Origin of the sequence: Gordonia sp. WA4-43 (assembly GCF_020520305.1) — a bacterium.
Classification (GTDB): domain Bacteria; phylum Actinomycetota; class Actinomycetes; order Mycobacteriales; family Mycobacteriaceae; genus Gordonia; species Gordonia hongkongensis.
The window spans coordinates 4,155,514-4,177,273 of record NZ_CP084736.1; the positions used below are offsets into that span (position 1 = coordinate 4,155,514).

Genomic DNA, 21,760 nt, shown 5'->3' on the forward strand with positions numbered 1-21,760 from the left:
ACTCCTCGCTCAGCTCGTGCCGCCGCCGGGCAGCACGCTGGAACACCTCGTAGCCACAACGTTCACCCTCGACCTGGAGAGCGCACTGCTGCCGAGTCTCGCGCTCGCCGGCAGCGCGAACGTCGAAGCAGCGGATCGTGTCGAGACGGTCGCGGCGATCCGGGCGAGTGCCAATCGAATCGACATCTTCCACCAGGCCGGACAAGTCGCGGTACCGCGGGACCGCTCACCACTCTTCTCGCTGCTGGAGAAGTCGGTTCACGGCATCGCGCATCCGCGCGGTCTGTTTCATCCGAAACTGTGGCTTGGACTCTACAACACGGAGTCCGGCGAACAGTTCGTTCGGCTGATCGTGATGAGTCGCAACCTGACGAAAGATCGATCGTGGGATGTCGCGCTGACGCTGGACGGGTGGATCACGACGGCCCCTCGCGCATCAAACCGTCCACTCGTCGATCTTCTCCGTTACCTGCCAGCGGCGGCGGTGAGCAGCCCCGACCAACCCCGGGTAGAGCGGATCAATACCCTCGCCGAGGCCATCCGTTATGCCGAATGGGAGCTTCCACCAGGGGTGAGCGATCTCAACTTCCATATCTACGGGCTTGTCGGGAAACCTCAGCCCATACCTGACTTCTCGGGCTACCGCCATCTGCTCGTCTCGCCGTTTCTGCAAGACGGAGGGCTCGAACACCTTTCCAGCGAAGCGCGCGGCCCGCTGACCGTGGTGTCGCGTCAAGAGTCGCTGAACTCCCTTACCGAGGAGTGGGCCGAGTGGGTGTCGGACGCCTACGTTCTTAGCCCCACAGCCGGCATACCCGCTGACACGGAGGAGAATCCGGCCAGCTCCACACTGTTCATCGGCCTGCACGCAAAGCTGTATGTGATCGAGCGAGCTCGTATGGCTCATCTCTTCATCGGTTCGGCGAATGCAACGAGCGCAGCCTTCAACGTAAATGTGGAGATACTTGTCGAACTCACCGGACAGGTAAAGACATACGGCGCAGGAGCATTGCTCGACAGCAACGGCGGATTCGGATCAATTCTCGAGGCAGCTGAGATCGTGCCGGACACGAGCACCGAGGACGATCCGCAGTTGGCTCTCGACTCGGTTGTGCGGAGTCTGGCGGCGGTGCCGCTCACCGCTCAGATGACGCTCACCGACGAAGACACGGCGTCGCTTTGTGTGACCAGCAATGATGCTATGAGCTACCCGGGTTCTGAAGTGGTGGTGAGAGTTTCACTCCTGACCGACCCGTCAACCGCGAGCGAGCTCTCACCGGAGTCGAAGGTCGACGTCGAGTTTGTCGATCTGTGTCTGAACGACGTCACCGCGTTCATGGTGCTCAGCGCCGAAGACTCCTTGGGCAGGATCAGTGCGACCGTGGTCAAGGCGGATCTTCTAGGAGACGTACCGCGTCGGCTCAACGATATCGTCACCAATGAGATCACGAATTCCGACCAGTTCCGTCGACTCCTAGCGCTGCTGCTGGCGTTCGGAACTCCCGTTGGCGAAAAGCCCAGCCCCAAGAACGGCTCTGGTTCGGCAGGCGGGTGGAATCACGTCGACCAGGGAATGTTCGAGCAGATGCTCAAGGCATCGGTCGCCGAGCCAGAAGTCCTCGGGCATCTGTCCGGCGTCGTTGCGTCGATCATCGACAGAGGCGACCCACATCAAGTTCTTCCAGAAGGATTCGAGCATCTGTGGAAAGCCATAGTCGAAGCTACCGACCTCGAGGGTGTGGTTTCCGGTGAGTGAGAGCAGATTCAGCGCTGAGCCGTACCTCGCGGAACTACGCGATTTTCAACGGTCCACGGTCGATCAAGTTGTCGATGTGCTGTATCGCAAGAAGACTGGCACCCGCTACCTCGTCGCTGATGAAACAGGACTCGGCAAGAGCATCGTGGCTCGAGGCGTCATTGCGGCCGCCATCGAAGACCTGCAAGACGATCCGACAGTCGATCGGATCGACATCGTCTACATATGCTCCAACGCCGACGTCGCCCGTCAGAACGTGAAGCGACTCGACATCCTCGGCACCAAGATCGACTTGTCCAACCGGCTAACCCTGTTGGCCGCTGCTACGCAGCAGCTCAAGACCCCCGTCTCACCGGTCGGGAAGCCGGTGAATCTGGTGTCGCTCACCCCGCAGAAGGCCTTCCCGGCCAAGGGTTGGCGCACCGGGACCGCCGATGAACGCGCTCTCCTCTACCTGATCCTGCGTGACCACCTGCAGCTGGAACGGTCCAGAGCTACCGCAGGATTTCGGATTCTGCGTGGTTCGATGAGTTGGCGACGCTTCGCCGAGCACGCGGCGTGGTACGAGCGGAAGCTTCCGCTGAACGCCGATGGGAAGCCCGAGCTCGACGCCGACGTCGTGGCTCAGTTTCTGTCGCTCATCGAGCAACCTTCCGAGAACAGCGAGTCACTACTCGACGCGTTCACGGACCTTGTTGACCGGACAGTGGGGCGTGACGACTCTCCGGGCGGATATTCGGAGGCCGCGGATGTGGTCATGGCGCTGCGACGCGCACTTGCGCGTGCGGGCGTCGACGCACTCGAGCCCGATCTGGTGATCCTTGACGAGTTTCAGCGGTTCACAGACCTTCTGGCCGACGACCTCCCAGTGAGTGAGCTTGCGCAGGAGATGTTCAATCATCCGGCCGCTCGGGTGCTGCTCCTTTCGGCGACGCCGTACAAGCCGTTCGACATCGAGGACACAGCCGATCCGGAGTCGACGACGACCAGTGCATCGGGGTCGCACCGCGACCAATTCATGGGGACGCTGGACTTCCTGACGAAGGGCCGTACAGAGCCCGGTGAAGGCACGCGCGGTATCGCCAAGCTCCTTAGCGAGTTTCGCGAGACGATCACCCGCGGCCACGATCCCACCGAACTACGCGATCGACTACGTTCCGAGCTTCTGACGGTGATGTGCCGAACAGAACGCCCATCCGCCGTGAAGACGAACATGGTGAAAGAGCGGCGGATGCACGCCTCGGCTGTGACCGGTGACGACGTCAAGCAGTTCATAGGACTGAGCGAACTCGCCCATCTTGTCGGCACTCATCTGCCGATGGATGTGTGGAAGTCCGTACCCGCGCTCGTGCATTTCATGGATGCCTATCAACTCGGCCGGTTCGTTCACCGCGATTCCGAAGACGCCGACGTCCGAAGTCTGCTTTCCGAGCTGCAGCGCCTCGATCCGCGAGCTGTGGATCGATACGACGAATTGCCACAGCAGAACTCACGACTGCAGACACTGATTGAACAGACCACGGGAGTGAACTGGCAGCAGATGCTGTGGATGCCGCCGTCGCAGCCCTACATCACCCCGCAAGGCCCCTACGCGAGCTTTCAGGCTCAAACGATGACGAAGAAGTTGGTGTTCTCGCAGTGGTCGGCAACACCGACCTCTGTTGCGTCTTTGCTGAGCCACGATGCGAGCCGCCGGATAGCGACAACAGACACTGCTGCGCCACGCAAAGTTCGGGCCAGTAAAGAGAATGTCTCGCAGCGTTTGCAGTTTCGACGTCGCGGAGGCGACCTCTCTGCGATGACGTCCTTCCTGATCTTCTTCCCGCTCCCTGCTTTAGCCGACGATGCCGATCCGCTGGCATACGCTGCTGCTGCTGGTTCGGTGGGGCGTGAGCAGTCGGAGTCACAACTGGCTGCGAGGCTGCGTGAGCGACTCCCTCTGCGCGCGCAAGTGTCAGGCAATGCCGAAGCTGCTGCCGCACTATGGAGGTGGCCGCTGGCGATGGCGGACGAGATCCTCGACGACGTTCTCTCCGCGGATACAGAACTGACGCCGGCTGCAGCTATGGCCGGCCAGGTACGCGACCTCGATGACCCGGACGCCCCCGACCACGCCGAGCAGACGACGGCGCTGGCCGAGTACGTCGCCGAAGCCGCAGCAGTGCGTCGCGGCGGCGGAGACGTTGCGTTCTCGGTGATGCCGGAGAATCTGCTGGAACGGACGGCCCAACTCGCGCTGCACTCGCCGGCCAATTGTGCGTGGCGAGCACTGGGACGACTCTCAGGCGACACCTCGAAGGTGACGCTCGCCGGTCGCTGGCGTGCTGCCGCCGTCCTCGCGTCGGGGCTGCGGACGCTGTTCAACCGCTGGGAGTCGTCGCTGATCCTCGACGAGCTGTATCAGGATGAGTCGCCGTACTGGCAGAAGGTGTTGCGCTACTGCGCCGACGGCAACTTGCAAGCCGTGCTCGACGAGTACCTGTTTCACCTTGCCGCAGTAGAGGGGGAGGGTGGAATGACCGACGAGTCGTTGGTGACCTTCGCCCTGCACGCGACCCAGCCGTTGAAACTCAGCACCGCGATCTACAAGGGGCGAGACCCGCTCGGTGGCGAAGACATCGACTTCCGTTGCCGATTCGCCATGCGCTTCGGTGACAGCAAGCAGGATGACCAGTCCGTTCGTTCGACGGACATCCGAGAAGCTTTCAATTCACCGTTCTGGCCGTTCGTGCTCGTGTCGACGAGCGTGGGCCAGGAAGGTATCGACTTTCACCCGTGGTGCCACAACCTTGTGCACTGGAATGTTCCGAGCAGTCCGGTCGACTTCGAGCAACGCGACGGACGCGTCAATCGCTTTCGCGGACATGCAGTTCGACGGAACATCGCCCACAAGCACGGTGCGGAGATGCTCCGATCACCAAACCCGTGGCGCGAGGCCTACCGCTTGGCCAGCGCCGACGCGCCGCATCCGGACGTCCCCGGACTTGCCCCAGACTGGGTCTACCCCGGACCGCACAAGGTGTACCGCGACGTCCTTCCGTACCAGCTGAGCACCGACGAAGCCCGGATCGAGCGTGTCAAGAAACGCGTTGCTTACTACCGGCTGGCGTTCGGACAAGCACGGCAGGAAGACCTGATCTCGGTCGTCGCGGGGGCTGGGGTTTCGCCGGATGACGCAGCAGGCTGGCGGATCGATTTGCGGCCTGGCAGATCAAATGGGAGCGGATAGAAGTGGACATGCAGGCTGAAGAGTTGCACCCGATGCCGGTTTTACGGGTCCGAGGGATGAACTCGCCGAGTTCATCGCGACGCAAGAGGGCAGAGTCGGGGACGTCTACAACCTCACGCGGGAAGGGCTGGACGCCAGGGAAATAGCAGATCGGCTAAATGTCGACAGTCAGGGCTTCGTTTACCAGTACCAGGCTCATATCGAGGCGGCACTGGATGAAAAGGTTCCCAGCGCGCATCGGCAACTTTGAAAGCATCCGCCTCGGCGTTGAATGGACTGCGCAAGCGGAGTAGGGGCGATCTTTCTCCTTCTGCCCTCCAACTCTTGAACACGAATCGCGCGAGGTTCTGCATGCGCGTGATCGACTTGATCCAGGGCTCGAGGCCCAGGCCGACGCTGAGGTCGTAGTCGAAGTGCAGACGGCGCCTGGCGCCTTGCGCGGAGTTACGGGTATCTATGCCTTCTCCTATGGATGGTATTTGGAGACTCCGGTCGACCCCGAGGGTGAGAACACATTGATCAAAGTCGGGCGAGCTCAAGACGTGGTCGGACGAATCGAGCAGCATCGCAGCGGAGCGCGTGCACATATTCCCGAGCCACTGATCACGATTCGCGTCTATGCAACGGACGGCCGCGACGTCAGCGCCGTGGAACGCACGTTTCAGGGTTTGCTGCAAACCGCCGATCACTCGAATCCTCGACGCGAGCCGACCAAGCGAGGAGTTCGGAACGAAGTCGGGGAAGAGTGGTACCGGACGAACCGAGACTTTCTTGACCAGATCGCCGCAGCGCTGGAACTGAGAACCATGTGCTCGGCGTGATGGCGAGGCCTGATTGCGTCGCTGTCGGTAGGCCCGACTACCCTTCGACGGGTGAGCAGGTGGCGCCAGGTTGCGCCTTGTAGATGAGGTTGGAGGCAGTCTCATGGGGGCGGGTAGCTACCGGCTGTCTTTCACAACGGGCGGGCTGTGGGTGCCGGAATCCATAAAGCTGGCGGGGCTGCTGCTGGCTTCGTCAGACTCCGAGGCCGCGCGCGCAACCGCAGTCCAGGAGAATGTTGTGCAACAGCGGACCGGGGCGTCAGCGACCCGTGTTACCCGCGAGATCATGCAGCGACTTGAAGAGCTACCTTCGGCGGGCATCGAACAAATAGCCCTTGGATCGTATGACGATGCGCGGCAGTTGTTATGGCTCGCTGCATGCCTACGTTATCGCTTTATCCGCGACTTCGGTCGGGAAGTGGTTCGGGATCGCTTGGTGTCTGGCCGCGACACGGTCCACTATCAAGACTTCGATACGTTCTGGAATGTGCAATCGTCCTGGGTGGATGGGCTACGTGACGCTGCCGATTCCACAAAGAAGAAGTTGCGGCAGAATGTTTTTCGGATGCTGCGAGAAGCGGGCTACTTGGATGGCGAACACAATGTTCTTCCTGCCAATCTTTCACCTGGGGCTGCAGCGGTGATCGTGGCGAATGGGGCAGACTTGCTGCTGAGCTTCCCGATTCACGATGCACAGGTGACCACATTCGCCAAGCGGGACGGAGCGTCATGACCAGCCGAGACTTGGAGGACCTGCCCCTGACGGCGCGTTTCGAACGTGCGTACAGAGTGATGCGGTCGCCCGGCTTCCTGGAGATGAAGGGGCAGATCGGGGAAGTTCCGTACTTTGTGCTGGCGTATCGGCCTTCGGACGAGCCCCACGTCGGAGCGGAACACAGGCGGCTCGCCACCCGCCTGCGTACGGACGGCATCGAGGTCTGCGACATCGACCTGTGGGAATTGGCCAACGACCTGTGGTCGGCGACCGGCCAGTGGCAGCAGATCCTCGACCAGGAGTCCGCCATGCCGAAGGACGTGTTCTCCGAGGGCGTCGGGAACGTGATCTCGCCGAAGGAGTACCTGTCCCCCCGCATCGCCCGGATCGTGGAGGAGCAACAGCCGCGCCCGCAGATCGTCCTGCTGTCCAACGTGGGGCGGCTGTACCCGCTTGTTCGCGCGCACACGATCCTCAACACCTTGCAGCCCCTGTTGGCGGATCTGCCGGTGGTGATGGTCTTCCCTGGCACGTATCGGCAGTCACCGACTCAGGGCTCGTCGCTGGTCCTGTTCGACCGGCTCACCGACGATGACTACTACCGCGCTTTCGATCTATTGGAACTGGAGAACTCCTGATGCACATCGAGCAGATTCTCGCCAAGGACATCGATCGCCCGCTCGACGGTGTCGTCAAGGCGTCGAGTTCCGCTCAGCTCGAGACGGAGGTGCGCGAGTACGTTGTCACCGATGAGGTTGCCAAGCACCTGACCGATCTGCTCGAGGCGTATACCCAGATCGGCGACCCGGAGTCGAACGGTGTGTGGATCGCCGGTTTCTTCGGCTCCGGTAAGTCGCACCTGCTGAAGATGCTGGCGTACCTGCTCGGTGACGTGACCGGCGCAGGTGTAGCGCGTGCCGACGTGGTGCAGGCGTTCCTCGACAAGATCCCGGCTCACGAGGCGATCCTCAGGGGCGCGCTGGAACGCTCCGCGGCGATCCCGTCTCGTTCCCTCCTGTTCAACATCGACGAGAAGGTCGACAAGAACGAGAAGAACCAGCCCGACGCGCTTCTGAAAGTGTTCGTGCAGGTTTTCTACGAGGCCGTCGGCTATTTCGGAAAGACTCCGTACATCGCTCGGTTCGAGCGAGACCTCGCGGGTCAGGGGGTGTTCGAGCAGTTCAAGGAGGCGTTCGAGCGGGCCTACGGGAAGCCGTGGGAGCAAGGCCGAGAACTCGCCGTGTTCGCGGAGCCCGCCGTGGAGAAGGCGTATGCCGAGGCGACCGGCACCGCCCTGGTCAAGCCGCTGACCGCGTACCGGGAGAACTACACCGTCTCGATCGAGGACTTTGCGGGGGAGGTTGCGCAGTGGCTCGATGCGCAGCCCGAGCCGAAGTCCCGCATCGGGTTCTTCGTGGACGAGATCGGTCAGTTCATCGGTCAGGACACGAAGCTGATGCTGAGCCTGCAGACGATCGCCGAGTCGCTGTTCTCCAAGTGCGGTGGTCGTGCGTGGGTGATGGTGACCTCGCAGGAGGTCATGGATTCGATCATCGGTGACCGCACCAAGGAACAGCAGCAGGACTTCTCGAAGATTCAGGCGCGCTTCGCGATTCAGCTGAAGCTCGATTCGAAGAACGTGCGTGAGGTGGTGTCCAAGCGTCTGCTGGAGAAGACTGATGAGGGGGCGAAGCGGCTCGATTCCGTGTACGCGGCGAATGAGGACCGGTTCCGCTCGTTGTTCTCCTTCCAGGATCAGCGGACCTACCGCAACTACGCGACCGGCGAGGAGTTCGTCGACACGTATCCGTTCGTCGACTACCAGGTGAGCTCTTCCACGATGCGATGCGCGGGCTGTCCGACTTCAACGCCTTCACCGGCCGGCATGCGTCGGTGGGTGAGCGGTCGCTGCTCGGTGTCACCAAGGACATCGGGTCAGCGATGAAGGCCGGCGACGTCGGCGCGCTCGCCACGTTCGACATGTTCTTCGACGGCATCGAGAAGTCGGTGAACGCGTCGGTGAAGCAGAACGTCTCGACCGCGGCCCGTAATCTCGAGGGCCCCGACCGTGAGCTGGCGCTGCGGGTGCTCAAGGCGCTGCTGATGACGAAGTACATCGAGCAGTTCGAGGCGACACCGCAGTCGCTGTCGGTGTTGCTCACCCCGGCGATCGAGACGAATGTCGCGGCGCTGCACGCGGACATCGAACGTGCGCTGCGCCTGCTCGAGAACAACACCTACGTGCAGCGCACCGGATCGACGTACGCCTACCTCACCAACGAGGAACAGGATGTCGAGCGGGCGATCAAGAATCACGAGCGCAACGACTCCGCGATCAGGAAGCTGCTCAACGAGGAGATCGTGAACGCGTCCGGTGTCGGCGCGAAGGTGCGCCACGACGCGACGGGCGTGGATCTGGGTCTGGAGCGGATGCTCGACGGGGAGCGGCAGGGCCGTTCCGAGGAGATGAGCGTGCGCTTCGTGACCCCGTACAGTGGGCACCCTCTCGATGACGTCAAGCATCATTCGATGGGCCACGCCGGTGCCGTGTTCGTGGTGCTGGACCTGAATCAGCGCACCCGCGACGACATCGACCTGTACGTCCGCACCCGTGACTACGTGCAGCTGCAGATGAAGTCGGCGCTGCCGGAGTCCCGCAGGCGGATTCTCGACTCGCACCAACGCGCCAACGTGGAACGGCAGCGCGAGGTGCTGGGGGAAATCCGGAAGGCCGTCGCGGCGGCGGATCTGGTGCACAACGGCAGCGTCCTCGACATCGGCGGCGGGCCCGCGAAGGATCGGGTGCAGGCGGCGCTGCAGGTGGCCATCGAGGCCCGGTACACCCGCATCAACGAAGCCCGCGGGATCTCGACACTCAAAGAGACAGACCTCGCGCGCATCCTGCGGGACGAGGCCACCCTGGACCTCGACGTGTCCTCCACCCTCGACACCCTCGCGAAATCCGTTGTGGTGTCGGTCCGGAACGCGAAGGTGCGGCAGACCTCGTCGACGGTCGGCTCGCTGGTGGAGGATTTCGCGGGCCCGCCGTTCGGATGGTCGATGACGACGGTGCTCGCCGCGATTGCGCACGGCACGAAGACCGGCCAGGTCCGGCTCAAGCTGGACAGTCGCCTCCTCGTCCGCACCGAGATCGCCGAGGAACTGCGTACCACCAAGAAGCACCGCCTGATCGGGGTGGAGGAGGTGCGCGCGCAGGACCCGGCGAAGGTGCGCAAACTCCAGTCGTTCCTGGGGGACTACCGCGACACCTCAGAAACGCCCTCCACTCCGGAGGAGCTGGTGAGTCGGGTGCGAGCGGCGCTCGGCGAGGACGCGGCCGAGCTCGACGACTGGGCGACGCTGCCGTACCCGTTCGGTGAGGCGGTGTCGGCTGCGGCCGGCACCATCCGGTCGGCCGCCGGACACGACGAGGACTGGTACCTCGACGGCTTCCTAGCCGTCTCCGACGAACTGCTCGACCTGAAAGAGGACGTGCTGGACCCGATCCGGGGTTTCCTGCGCGGCCAGCAGCGCGGCATCGTCGACGACGCACGGAAGTTCGTGGAGCGGCGCGGGTCGGAGGTCGACGACGTCGACAGGGTTGACCTTGATGCGCTTCGTACCGCCCTGGACAGCCCGGCCTTCTACCGCGGGGTTCCGCAGATCAAGCAGCTGCACCTGAAGCTGGTCGAGCGACTCGACGCCGCCGTCGACTCGGATCGCGCTGCGCTCCGGAGTCTGATCGAGGACCGGCTGGAGTCGCTGCTGCGCGAGCAGGCGTTCCGCGATGCCACCGACACGGCGCAGGAGCAGGCGCGGAGCCAGTTGCGGGTGGTTCTGGACGGCCTCGGGGCGCACACCACCCGTGGGCAGGTTGCCTTGGCGAAGGCGTCGTTCAACACCGCCTACCAGTCGGCGATCGAAGTGCTCATCAATTCACCTGCTGCGGACGAGGGCGACGATTCCGAAGGCGGTCAGGGCGGGGGCGACACCTCCGACCGTGAGGGGGGTACTGGGGGAACAGAGTCGAAGGAAGACGCCAGGCGGAAGACCCCGGCGAAGGCGACGGTGCGGTTGAGTGCCGTGTCCGTGGAGGGTGTGCCGGCGATGCTGACCAACAGCGAGCAGGTGGACCTGTACCTCCAGCAGCTTCGGAGTAGCCTGCTGGCCGCGATCGAGGACGGAAAAACGGTCGTTCTGTGATGCCCGTGCCGGAGGCCACCCATTCTTGCGGTTTCGATTTTTTCGATTCATCATGGGGCATGGCCACGTCACCTGATAGTCGAACGGTGTTGCCGCGACCCGACGACCGTTCCGATGAGCTGTTGCGGATCGCCGAGGCGTTGGAGACGGGTGCCAGTGGAGCGGTCGAGGCAGGTGAGTCGGCGGCGACCCTGCCGCCCGAACTGGCTGACGTTTTGGTGGCGGCGATCCGGACGTTCGCGCGCGGCGACGCGGTGACCGTTTCGGCACGCTCGACCATGTTGACCACGCAGGACGCCGCTGAGGTGCTTGGCGTGTCCCGGCCGACGCTGGTGAAGCTTCTCGAGTCGGGTCGGATTCCGTTCACCCAGCCTGGCCGGCACCGGCGCGTCGCCCTCTCTGACGTGCTGGCCTTCCAGGCGTCGCAAGCGAAAGAGCGGGCGAGCGCGCTCGACGAGCTCGCGAATACCCCCGATCCCGACCCGGACGGGGCGCGCGGCTTCGTGGAGACGCGGTGACGAGTAGCGCTGCATGAGCCACATGAAAGTGGTGCTGGACGCCTGCGTGATGCTGCCGCAGAACCTCAACAATGTGTTGTTGACGCTGGCCGAGCGCGAGATGTTCACTCCGATCTGGACCGACGCACTGCTCGGGGAGGTCGAAAGGAACCTCGTCGCCAAACTCGGTGTGAGTCCGGAGCAGGCACGGCACCGTATCGAACAGATGCGTATCGCTTTCCCGTTCGCCGAGGACGAGGCGGCCGGGTATGAGCGCCTCGTCGATGCGATGACGAACGACCCGAAGGACCGGCATGTCGCGGCAGCCGCCGTCCGGTCGGGGGCCGCACTGATTGTGACGGCGAACCTGAAGGACTTTCCGCAGGAGGCGCTGGACCCGTTCGGAGTCGAGGCAATTCACCCCGACGAGTTTCTATTCGATCAACTCGACCTCGATCGTGGGCGCGTCCTCGACGCGCTCGAACTGCTGGTCGCTCGAAATCGGCGGACGCCGAAGTCGCTGCCGGAGTTGATGGATGCTCTGGTGCCACTCGTTCCCCGGTTTGCGTCGTCGGTGATGTCGTTGATCGCGTCACCGATCCTCGCTGTCGAGGAGACCACTGACGATGAGATGACAGCAGCAGAGTTTCCAGGCGGCGGGCCTACTCCGTACACGCCGTTCGGTGCGGCCGTGCTGTGGAAGAACGCCATCGACAACCATGGGGAGTTCCCCGTCGCGGTGGCACGCCTGTGTACGCCGGACCTGGGGCTGGCGGACCGTGCGTCTGAGGCGTCCGAGCACCTGACCGGCTACGGGATGGCAAGCTGGGTGCACGACTCCCGCGGTCGGCAGGACGTCGCTTACATCAAGTTCATTCCCGACCCCGGCGTCACGGGTCGCGTTTTCGCCCCAACACTTCTGACCGATGTCCATGTCCTCGAACTGCATCGAGGGCAGGACGGGTGGTGGCGTGCGCACGCCCTGCACCTCGACACCATGCCCAGGGACGCCCGCTCCACCGGACGCCCTGACACCGAGCGAGAAAGCGAACGATGAAGAACACCGGAGCATTGAAGACTTTCGCCACGTCGTCGCGGACCACGCTGATCGAGCAGATGACGGGTCGGGTCAAGCAGCTTCTCGACGATCCAAAGGCTGCTGCGGAGTATCCGCGTGATGTGCGGGCGCTGCGGGACGCGGTCGACGAGCACGGGTTGGCATGGGTGGCGGACACCGCCGCCTACACCTGGTTCAACCGGCTGACCGCGGCTCGGTACATGGACGTCAACGGATTCTCGGGACCGTATGGGGTGGTGTCGCCGGCAGCGGGTTCGGCGTCGGCGTTGCCGGAGATTCTCACGCGTGCGCAAGCGGGGGAGTTCGCCGACGAGGTGCCGGCGCAGGTGCAGGCTTCGGTCGTAGATCTGCTGACGGGGAAGCGGACGTCCACCGACCCGGACGCCGAGGCGTATTCACTGCTGCTGAGCGCGATGTTCGCGTCGTGGCACCGGCCGATGCCGGAGGTGTTCCCGGCGGCGGTGGACTGGATTCGGCTGCTGACACCGCTGGACATGTTGGCGCCGACGTCGATTCGTGCGCGTGCCGTCGAGGTGATGGACGCTGCCGCGTGCAAGAACGTGGAGGTGGTGGGCTGGCTGTACCAGTTCTACAACTCCGACCTCAAGGATGAGATCAACGACTCCAACGTCTCGATCGACGCCGCGGAGTTGCCGGCTGTGACGCAGCTGTTCACACCCGAGTACATCGTGCGGTACCTGGTGCAGAACTCCCTCGGACGGCTGTGGCTGCGGTCGCGGCCAACCAGCGGGCTGCGTGAGCACATGGAGTATTACATCGAACCCGTTGCCGGACAGAAGGACACCGGGGTCACGGTGTCGTCGCCGGAGGAGATCAAGGTGCTCGACCCGGCGTGCGGGTCGGGGCACATGCTCACCTACGCGTTCGATCTGCTGTTCCGGATCTACGAGGAGGAGGGTCACACCCCGAGTTCGATTCCGCAGCTGATTCTCACCCACAACCTGCGTGGCCTGGAGATCGACGAACGCGCCGCGCAGTTGGCCTCCTTTGCTCTTGCGATGAAGGCGCGCGACAAGGACCGTCGGTTCTTCACTCGTCGTGGTGCGGACGATCAGCCGGTGCAGCCGGACATCGTGCGGGTCACCCCGCTCGACTTCGACGAGACCGAGGCGACCATGATCACGGGAGCGGTCGCGCCCGGGAAGCGCACCGGACTGGCGCGACTTGTGCACTCGTTCAAGGACGCAGACACCTTCGGATCGCTCATTCGGGTCGATCCAGACGCCCTCGAATCGCTGACCTTCGCGATTCAGAGCTACGAGGAACCCGACGCCGAGCAGGGTATCGCCAGCGAGATCGAGTTCATTCTGATTGGCAAGGTTCGCGCGCTTGGACGGCAGGCGCGGGCGTTGATGGACGGCCAGTACCATATTGTAGTTACAAATCCGCCCTACCTTGGTAGCGGAAATATGGGCGCGAAGCTTCATGAATTCGGAAAAGTAATTTATCCGACTCAAGGGCGGACTTGTGTGTCATGTTCTTGGAACGTGGTCTTGAAATTGCATGCTCTGGCGCAAGTGTGGCAATGGTAACGAAGCATCAATGGATGTTTATCGACTCCTACAAGAGGTTCCGCGCCAATTTTCCGAGCGTGTCCAATTTGAGTTCGTTGGTACATCTGGGAACGGGAGCTTTTGATTCAATTAGCGGTGAGATCGTGCAAGCTGCGGCGTTTATCATGGACGTCGGCCGAGGTATTGGCAGCAATGCGACGTATATACGGCTGTGCGAGGTTCGAGGTGCGGACGCAAAGCGTACCGAGTTCTTGAATTCGGTACGCTCTCAGGAGTCTGAGATGAGGTTCGAGGCGTCTGCACAAGACTTTATGCTGGTGCCGAACTCTCCTCTCGCATACTGGATGTCTGTCAGGATGAAGCGAGCTTTTCGCGAGAACCCCGCACTCTCCTCGGTCTCAGACACTAGGTCCGGCGTCAACACTGGAGACAATTCTGGGATGACGAGGATCTGGTCAGAAGTTGACCGCAGTCGGTTCTCGCCGGGGCAGGCGAGTGAGGAAGAATTCCGCACCAACGCTGGGGTGTGGTGCCCTTACAACAAGGGCGGCGCGGTGCGCCACTGGTACGGGAATCAGTCGACGGTTGTTAAGTTCGATGAGAAATCTACGTATATTCTGGCGCATCAAGGAAATAACTTGCCTTCTCGGGAATTGTACTTTCGGTCGTCAATCTCTTGGTCCAAGATGGGTGGATCATCGTTTCGGGCGTACCCCGCCGGATTTATATTCGACAACACAGGCCCGTGTGCATTCCCTCAGCCGGGGGTGGCGGACTTCATCCTGGGATATCTTAATTCATCGACCGCTCGCCACTTGCTTAGTGTGATTTCCGCAACCCTCGATGTCATGCCTGGTCAGGTTGCTCGACTTCCATTTATTGATCGTAATGACGTGGCATGTACGAGCGTGGTCGGCGAACTCGTAAATTTGTTCCGTGCGGATTGGGATCGCTACGAGACGTCCTGGGATTTTAGGTCGAATCCTTTATCGTCAACCGGTTTAGGGTTGCTCGATGGGAATGCAAAACACTGCTGGGATGAAGCGATTAGAACTGTGAATCTCGCCCAAGCGCTGGAAGAGGGAAATAATCGGTACTTTGCGCAAATCTACGAGCTCAAGGATGAAGTGGATTGTGGGGTACCGGTCAGACGTATCTCGTTGACTCAGAATCCGTACTTCCGATACCTGCCGAAGGACGGAGTGAGACGCACGGATGACGAGTACCGCACCCTGTTCGACCTCGACCTCGCCCGCGAGCTCGTCTCATATGCCGTCGGCTGCATGATGGGCCGGTACAGCCTCGACCAGCCCGGCCTGATCCTCGCCGACGCCGGCGCGACCATCGCCGACTTCGAGGAGAAGGTGCCGAACGCACGGTTCCGGCCCGATGCGGACGGGATCATCCCCATCACCGCCGAGCACTACTTCGAGGACGACATCGTTTCGCGCATGCGGGAGTTCCTGTCTGTCGCCTTCGGTAAGGAGAACGTCGAGGCGAACGTGGCGTGGCTGGAGTTCGCGCTCGGATCGGGGAAGCGGAAATCGCTGCGCGACTACTTCCTCAAAGACTTCTACAACGACCACGTCAAAACGTACTCCAGGCGGCCCATCTACTGGCAGGTGTCGTCGAACCCCAAGACCGACAAGGGTTTCAACGCACTCTTCTACCTGCACCGCTATACTCCCGCGACGCTCGGCATCATCCGCGAGAACTACGCGAACCAGATGACGGACAAGCAGCAGGCTCGCCTCGAAACCATCGAACACGCCCTGCCGACGGCCGGGAAGGCGGAGGCGACGAAGCTCAGCAAAGAGCGCGACCAGCTCACCACCCAGCGCCGCGAGATCCGGGAGTGGATCACCAACAAGCTGTTCCCGCTGTCGACCGCCGAGGTGAAGCTCGACCTCGACGACGGGGTCAAGCAGAACTACCCAAAGCTCAAGGACGTGCTGCGAAAGGTCACCGGGCTGTGAGCGCCGCATCCGCAACCCGCATCGCCGAACTCCTCACCGCGCGGTTCGCCAGCACCCCCGTGCTCACCTGGCGGGACACGGACGGCGACTACGCACCCCACCTCGACACGATCGCCGAAGCCGTCGCCGAACACGGCCTCGACCTCACCGTGCACCGCGTCAACGTCAACGAACTCGGCGTCAAACACGGCATCTACACAGCCCTCGACACCCAACCGTCGGACACGGCGCGTCACCTCGTGTACCGCACCGGTCAGCCACCGGAGTTGCGCGACAACTGGCTCCTCGACCTCGAAGTCGGGTACGGCGTCTTCACCGCCGACACCACCGCCATCCTCGTCCACGACCTCGGGCTCGCCGACCGCGGCGTCACCGACGTCGTCGCCGCGCACCTCGGTGTCTTCGACAGCGCAGACCGCACCGACCGGATCCGCGAGCAACTCGGCGAACTGCCTGCGGACCTGCCGGTGGACAAGCTGACCGATGTGCTGCGTGCCCTCATGAGCGCCGCCGTCCTCGGCATCGACGGACCCGGCGGGCACCGGCTGCACCGCATCGTCGAAGAACTCCTCGGCGACCATGTCACCGATCGCTCTGACAGCTACGACACCCTGCAGGCACACGGCCTCACCGACTACCTGTGGACCGGCTGCGCCGAAATCTACGGTTACACCGCTATCGAACCGTCCGTCGCCGGCCTCGCCACCTGGTTCTTCGACCAGGCCTGGCGTGGATGGCCCGATGCACGCAACCCGGCACGCATCGACTTCGAACGGCTCCGCGACGACCGGCAACTGCGTCGCCTGTTCACCGACCTCGCCGAACGCGCGCAAACCGACCTCAACATCGGCGAACGACTCCGGGGCGACCCACCGCCCGTCGACCAGCTCGCCGCCCGCGACGTGTTCCCGCTCGTCGACGACGCCGTCCTCCACGCCCTCGCCGCCGCGGTCCTGGGCCGCACGCTGTCGCCCGACCGGATCGCCGACGTTGTCCGCACCCGCTCCACCACTGCCTGGTATGCCGAACACGAACACGGCTACCAGGCCATCTCTGCGGCATCGGACTGCCTCAGCCGCATCGAGAAATTCGCGCCCGTCATCGCCGACGCCGCAGACGGTGTCCGCAGCTACGCCGACACCTGGTCCGCGATCGACGGCGCCTACCGCCGCTTCCGGCACCACCTCGGTCGCACCGAAACCGACCTGCCCGCCGAACTCGCCGCCCGCGTCGAGCACAAGTATGTCCACGACTTCCAGCGCCCCCTCGCGCAGGCGTGGCAGCAGCACGTCGACGCCCTCGAGACCTGGGACATCCCCGGCGTCGAACGGCTCGCTGGCTTCGCTCGCTACGACCTGCCCGCCAAGGCGAAAACACTCGTCGTCGTCTCTGACGCCCTCCGCTACGAGGTGGGAGCCGAACTCGCCGCCCGCATGAACGGCGACGACTGGTTCAGCGCCACCATCGAACCGCGGCTCGCACCGCTGCCATCGTTCACCCAACTCGGGATGGCGTCGATGCTGCCCCACACCCGCCTCGAACTGCGCGACGACGGAACGGTACGCGCCGACGGAGTCTCGACCTCCGGACTCCCCGCACGGGATGCGCTGTGGGGGAAGGACAGTGTTGCCGCCGTCGAATACGACAAGGTCATGAAGATGAGCGCCACCGACCGGGCGGCGCTGTGGTCCGATCACGACGCCGTCGTCGTCTACCACGACGCCATCGACGCCGTCGGGCACAAGTCGCCGTACCAGACCCCGGAGGCGTGCGATCGCGCACTCGACGAGATCATCCGGGTGATCAAGCGTTTCGGCAGCGGCAAGACCCGCGCCAGCCGCGTCCTCGTCACCGCCGACCACGGCTTTCTCTACCAGGATTCGGACCTCGAACCGGGCGACTACCTGAGCGAAGCTGCTCACGGCGACGAGATCGTCTCCCGCACCCGGCGTTACGTCCTCGGCCGCGGCCTACGGGAACACCCCGCGTTCACGACGTGGACGGCCGCGCAGCTCGGCCTCGACGGCGACCTGCAGGTGCAGGTGCCGCGGGCACTGCACCGACTGCGGATGCAGGGCGCCGGCTACCAGTACGTCCACGGCGGTGCCAGCCTGCAGGAAGTCGTGGTGCCGCTGGTGACGCTGACGCAGTCGCGCAGCAAGGACATCAGCAAGGTCACCGTCGACGTCAACGTCAGCAGCCCCACCATCACCTCCAGCACCGTGCTCGTCACCCTGCTGCAGCGTGAGGTGGTCACCGGAAAACGTCGGGCCCGGACGCTGATCATCGGTGTGTACGCCGAGGACGGGACTCCGCTGTCGGGGGAGCGGACCATCGTCGTCGACAGTGTCGCCGAGGACGTGCGGGACCGGAACTTCACCATCGAACTGGTGCTGAACGAGGCCGCCGAACGCTTCAACGGCAAGTCCGTCCACATCCGTGCCGACGAACTCACCAACGGCACCCGCACCGAGTACCGTCACACCACCGCGTCGCTGCAGCGTGGATTCGGCGGTTTCTTCGACCCGTTGTGATTGCCGATTCAGTACGCATTTCGTAGGGTGGGAACCTACGGAATGCGTATTGAAACTCCGTTGAGGGCGGGACTTCCAGAGCCGGTTGGCTGTCTAGGTGGATCGTCCCTACCTGACGCTCCTCCCGGTATTGGCAGTCCTGGGCCGAACGATGACGACTAGGTTCCAGCCGGGTTGAATCGGGCAGAAGCGCTGCATCCTGGCATTCTTGGCCAATGGAATACCTCCTGTTGACCATCGCCCGTGCGCGTGTGGACATTCCGTCCGACGTCTTGCGTTGGGTTCTCGATACGGCCGCTCCGGGGTTCCATTCGTGGATAGCGCTTCTGGGCCGGACGGATGTGACCGATGCACAGGCTTGGGCGCTGCTGTGGCGGGACGGGAGGCTGGAGAGGTCGGCAGAGAAGGTACCCAAGGGATCGGAAGGGTACTGGACGAGCAATCGACCTTCGGAACGGTTGGCCGGTGAGGTCGCGTACTACCTGTCACGACCGGACGTCCCGTCTGGGGCGGTACGACGAGTCCGCGAACGCTTCGACGAGACCGTGCTCACCCGATTGGATCTCTTGCGTGAAGTCACACGCCTCGGCGCCAGCGACATCGTGTGCCATGAAGTGGCGGCAGAACCGCCGGTCGGCTCTTCGCGTGGCTACCAGCTGGGCGCACGTGAGCTGGCCCTGATTGAGCGATACCGAAACAATGCGCGCATTGACGAACGTGAGAAGGCCGAGAGGATTGCTGTGCAGGTTGCGGCGATTCTGGAAAAAGACGATCTTCGCGCGCGTGTGGACTGTGCTCGATCCCAGGACGCGTTCGGTGCGGAGATTCTTGAAAAATGCCTGTTCGGTCACGGATCAGTGTCACCACCACCGGAGTCCGCCGACGCAGCGAGTGCTGAATGGCTCGAGAAGGCTGCGAGTAGAGAGCTGATTGACTCTCTCGACTCTTTCCTGATGGGTCGGATTCTGTCTGCTGTGCGACCGATCGTCCGCATGCACAGGGACCCCGCGGATCGTTCCGCGCAAAGGTGGGGGCCCCGGCGCGTCCGCGACTTCGGTCAAGCTGGAACTGTTCCTCTCACCTTCTCCATTCCTGCCGAGGAAGGCGAGTACATCATCCGAACACTCGGCAATGACGCATACCGTTACGAAAAACTCGCTGTTCTCGTGGAGGAACAGCCGAACGTTCCGTTAGGCGAGTTGTGTCGCGCTACCGAACGTCTAGACAGTCCGTTCGAATCCAGACGTACCTGCAACAGCGGTTCCCTCGACCTCTCGTTGGAAGGATTCGAAGAAGTGACTAGGGATGCGATCGCTCTGGAGCCCCCCGTGGCTCCTGACCTGGACGCGGTTCTCGACTTATGGCCGGAAGTTTCTGCGCAGGTCCTCGAACGTAGTCGCACTACCCACGTCATGTTGAGCCGTGCGAGGGTTCAGAGTGTCGACGGTAACCGCATAGTGCTTGCGCTTGACCACGAGGCCTTGGCCAGGCGCCTCGACAGCTCGCGTCACTCATCACCGATTGTTGAGTCGCTCCGAGCGGTGTTGGGTGCGGATTTCGAGGTCAGATGTACCCACCACCCAACTAAAGAAAACGGCACATTCGGAGATCTGCGAGGCCGACCGGGTACCAGTCGCGAATGACGGATCGGACCAGCTACTACAGCATGTATCCGATCATCGGAAGCCATCGCTAGGGTGGTCCGAGTAAACGGGAGCAGCTAGCGGTATACCCCGTCATCCGGGACGGAATTGTTCGGCTAGCGACCGGATCTTGACCTCGACCGTGGAGGTCGCACCGCACCGCCGATTGCTTAGCCGGCCAGTCCGTTCACATCCGCGACGTCGGCTCACCAACGCACCTGCACCCGCACCGAGTACCGTCACACCACCGCGCCGTTGCAGCGTGGATTCGGCGGTTTCTTCGACCCGTTGTGATTGCCAATTCAGTACGCATTTCGTAGGTTGGGAGCCTACGGAATGCGTACTGAAGGTGTGAAATGGAGCAGACGCGCGGAACTCCGCTGCCAGCCGTGCTGGCGCGGACTGCCCTGCGCACCCTCCGCCCACAGGACGCTACCGAGGTATACGCCCACCCCCGTCCCGAACTGGCCCGGCTCGCCGATCGAGGCGTCCTGCATCGCGTCGCCCACGGCTACTACATCGTCGTCCCGCAGGATCACGTCGGGCGAGAATGGCTTCCGGGTCTCGAAGCAGCCGCTGCGGGGATCGCATCGACGATCTACGGGGCCGACAACGTGGTGGTGATGGGGGTCAGCGCTGCCCGGCTACACGGTGCCGCCCCGCGAGCACTGGCCACCGCGATCGTCGCCGTCCCGTACCGGCACCGGCCGATCGATTTTGCCGACCGCCCCGCCACACTTCGCTTCGTTCAACGCGACACGGACGGACTCGACGCGGAAAGCATCGATACCGCACTCGGGCCTGTCCTCGTCACCACGCCTGAACAGACCGTGCTCGACCTTTCGAGACGGCCCCTGCTCGGCAATGCGGAAACCGAGATCCCTGCCGCCATAAAGACGCTCTACCGTCGTAGTGACCCGGACCGACTCGACGAACTGGCGCGGGAGCAGCGGATGGTGGCGAGTCTCAGGCGAGCCGAGATGTGGGCGGCGGTGAGGCCGTGAACCGCGACGAACGCGACGCTGTCGCAACCCAATTCGGCGTCGCGCCGGAGCAGGTGGAACGCGACCACCTGATCTCACATCTCCTCGCGGCCCTCTCCGCGCGATTCACGGATCGACTCCACTTCATCGGCGGCACCGCGCTCGGCCGCACCCACCTCACCGACGGGCGCCTCAGCGAGGACATCGACCTGGTCGCCCTCGGCAACCGCACAGAGCTGGCGACCGAGATCAACGCCGAGCTTCCCCGCGCTGTGGCCCGAACCCACGGTCGGCTGAGCTGGGAGCCCGCGCTCAGCGCCGTGCCCGATACCGGTGCCGCCCACCTCCGAACTGCAGGAGGATTGTCCGTGAAAGTCCAGCTGCTGTCGTCGAAGAATCGGACGGTGTGGCCGTCTGAGCTGCGCATGATTGAACAGCGTTACAGCGACGCGCCACCCGCGGAACTGGCGGTACCCACCCTCCCGGCCTTCGCGGCATCCAAGACGGTGACGTGGCAAGACCGGCATGCGCCCCGCGACCTGTGGGACCTCTGGGCGATGGCGGCGCTCGGTGCCATCGACGACAGGCTGCCGCGTTGTATGCGCTATACGGACCGACGAACCGCCCTCCTGCCCGATTTCTGTTCGACACGGTCCCCGATGAGGCCGACTGGACGGCACAACTGGCGGGTCAGACCATCCTGAACGTGGCAGCCGAGGCGGCCGCGGCGATAGTTCGCGAGGCCTGGGCGCGCGTGACCGAGCTCGACACGATGCAGGAAGATGGAGAA

At 63.2% G+C, this 21,760-nt stretch carries 15 protein-coding genes; all 15 read left to right on the forward strand.

The annotated features are described in order from the left end of the window. Positions 1 to 16 precede the first annotated feature (16 nt). The 15 genes from LEL84_RS18885 (at position 17) to LEL84_RS18955 (ending at position 21,674) form a co-directional block, all read left to right on the forward strand. Complete coding sequence (locus tag LEL84_RS18885) at positions 17 to 1,756, forward strand: phospholipase D family protein (protein WP_226512480.1); 1,740 nt, start codon at positions 17 to 19, stop codon at positions 1,754 to 1,756. After that, the gene (locus tag LEL84_RS18890; RefSeq protein ID WP_226512481.1) at positions 1,749 to 4,985 is read left to right on the forward strand and encodes a helicase C-terminal domain-containing protein; all 3,237 of its coding nucleotides are present in this window, start codon (positions 1,749 to 1,751) and stop codon (positions 4,983 to 4,985) included. The genes LEL84_RS18885 and LEL84_RS18890 overlap by 8 nt, the downstream gene beginning before the upstream one ends. A gap of 479 nt (positions 4,986 to 5,464) precedes the next feature. Next, positions 5,465 to 5,806, forward strand: a complete 342-nt coding sequence (locus LEL84_RS18895; RefSeq protein ID WP_226512482.1) for a GIY-YIG nuclease family protein — start codon at positions 5,465 to 5,467, stop codon at positions 5,804 to 5,806. A gap of 103 nt (positions 5,807 to 5,909) precedes the next feature. After that, positions 5,910 to 6,539, forward strand: a complete 630-nt coding sequence (locus LEL84_RS18900; protein WP_226512483.1) for a DUF1819 family protein — start codon at positions 5,910 to 5,912, stop codon at positions 6,537 to 6,539. Next, entirely contained in the window at positions 6,536 to 7,159 is a 624-nt protein-coding gene (locus LEL84_RS18905) for a DUF1788 domain-containing protein (protein ID WP_226512484.1), read from the forward strand. The genes LEL84_RS18900 and LEL84_RS18905 overlap by 4 nt, the downstream gene beginning before the upstream one ends. Beyond that, the gene (gene brxC, locus LEL84_RS18910) at positions 7,159 to 8,466 is read left to right on the forward strand and encodes a BREX system P-loop protein BrxC (RefSeq protein WP_226512485.1); all 1,308 of its coding nucleotides are present in this window, start codon (positions 7,159 to 7,161) and stop codon (positions 8,464 to 8,466) included. Before LEL84_RS18905 ends, brxC begins: the two co-directional genes overlap by 1 nt. Then, positions 8,367 to 10,724: a hypothetical protein gene (locus tag LEL84_RS18915; protein ID WP_226512486.1), complete on the forward strand. Its 2,358-nt coding sequence runs from the start codon at positions 8,367 to 8,369 to the stop codon at positions 10,722 to 10,724. The genes brxC and LEL84_RS18915 overlap by 100 nt, the downstream gene beginning before the upstream one ends. A 5-nt stretch (positions 10,725 to 10,729) precedes the next feature. Further along, on the forward strand, positions 10,730 to 11,242 hold the full coding sequence (locus LEL84_RS18920) for a helix-turn-helix domain-containing protein (protein ID WP_226512487.1): 513 nt from the start codon (positions 10,730 to 10,732) through the stop codon (positions 11,240 to 11,242). 13 nt (positions 11,243 to 11,255) lie between these two features. Beyond that, positions 11,256 to 12,278 (forward strand): PIN domain-containing protein, encoded by a 1,023-nt coding sequence (locus LEL84_RS18925; protein ID WP_226512488.1) that lies wholly within the window; start codon positions 11,256 to 11,258, stop codon positions 12,276 to 12,278. Continuing rightward, positions 12,275 to 13,852 carry a BREX-1 system adenine-specific DNA-methyltransferase PglX gene (locus tag LEL84_RS18930; RefSeq protein WP_226512489.1) on the forward strand — a complete coding sequence of 526 codons (1,578 nt, stop codon included), beginning with the start codon at positions 12,275 to 12,277 and terminating at the stop codon, positions 13,850 to 13,852. Before LEL84_RS18925 ends, LEL84_RS18930 begins: the two co-directional genes overlap by 4 nt. Next, a complete protein-coding gene (pglX, locus tag LEL84_RS18935; protein ID WP_264186691.1) occupies positions 13,795 to 15,810 on the forward strand; it encodes a BREX-1 system adenine-specific DNA-methyltransferase PglX in 2,016 nt (671 codons plus the stop codon). The genes LEL84_RS18930 and pglX overlap by 58 nt, the downstream gene beginning before the upstream one ends. Continuing rightward, positions 15,807 to 18,344: a BREX-1 system phosphatase PglZ type A gene (pglZ, locus tag LEL84_RS18940; RefSeq protein WP_226512490.1), complete on the forward strand. Its 2,538-nt coding sequence runs from the start codon at positions 15,807 to 15,809 to the stop codon at positions 18,342 to 18,344. The genes pglX and pglZ overlap by 4 nt, the downstream gene beginning before the upstream one ends. A gap of 215 nt (positions 18,345 to 18,559) precedes the next feature. Next, a complete protein-coding gene (locus tag LEL84_RS18945) occupies positions 18,560 to 19,987 on the forward strand; it encodes a hypothetical protein (RefSeq protein ID WP_226512491.1) in 1,428 nt (475 codons plus the stop codon). A 356-nt stretch (positions 19,988 to 20,343) separates the two neighbouring features. Beyond that, positions 20,344 to 20,991, forward strand: coding sequence for a type IV toxin-antitoxin system AbiEi family antitoxin domain-containing protein (locus tag LEL84_RS18950; RefSeq protein WP_226512492.1), 648 nt, complete (start codon positions 20,344 to 20,346; stop codon positions 20,989 to 20,991). Then, positions 20,988 to 21,674, forward strand: coding sequence for a nucleotidyl transferase AbiEii/AbiGii toxin family protein (locus LEL84_RS18955; protein ID WP_319005246.1), 687 nt, complete (start codon positions 20,988 to 20,990; stop codon positions 21,672 to 21,674). Before LEL84_RS18950 ends, LEL84_RS18955 begins: the two co-directional genes overlap by 4 nt. Positions 21,675 to 21,760 lie beyond the last annotated feature (86 nt).

Excerpts from the sequence above, each read along its gene's own strand:
- LEL84_RS18905 (WP_226512484.1), top strand. The coding sequence starts at position 6,536 with ATGACCAGCCGAGACTTGGAGGACCTGCCCCTGACGGCGCGTTTCGAA.
- brxC (WP_226512485.1), top strand. The coding sequence starts at position 7,159 with ATGCACATCGAGCAGATTCTCGCCAAGGACATCGATCGCCCGCTCGAC.
- LEL84_RS18915 (WP_226512486.1), top strand. The coding sequence starts at position 8,367 with ATGCGCGGGCTGTCCGACTTCAACGCCTTCACCGGCCGGCATGCGTCG.
- LEL84_RS18945 (WP_226512491.1), top strand. The coding sequence starts at position 18,560 with ATGGAATACCTCCTGTTGACCATCGCCCGTGCGCGTGTGGACATTCCG.
- LEL84_RS18925 (WP_226512488.1), top strand. The coding sequence starts at position 11,256 with ATGAGCCACATGAAAGTGGTGCTGGACGCCTGCGTGATGCTGCCGCAG.
- LEL84_RS18900 (WP_226512483.1), top strand. The coding sequence starts at position 5,910 with ATGGGGGCGGGTAGCTACCGGCTGTCTTTCACAACGGGCGGGCTGTGG.
- LEL84_RS18950 (WP_226512492.1), top strand. The coding sequence starts at position 20,344 with ATGGAGCAGACGCGCGGAACTCCGCTGCCAGCCGTGCTGGCGCGGACT.
- LEL84_RS18930 (WP_226512489.1), top strand. The coding sequence starts at position 12,275 with ATGAAGAACACCGGAGCATTGAAGACTTTCGCCACGTCGTCGCGGACC.
- pglX (WP_264186691.1), top strand. The coding sequence starts at position 13,795 with ATGTTCTTGGAACGTGGTCTTGAAATTGCATGCTCTGGCGCAAGTGTG.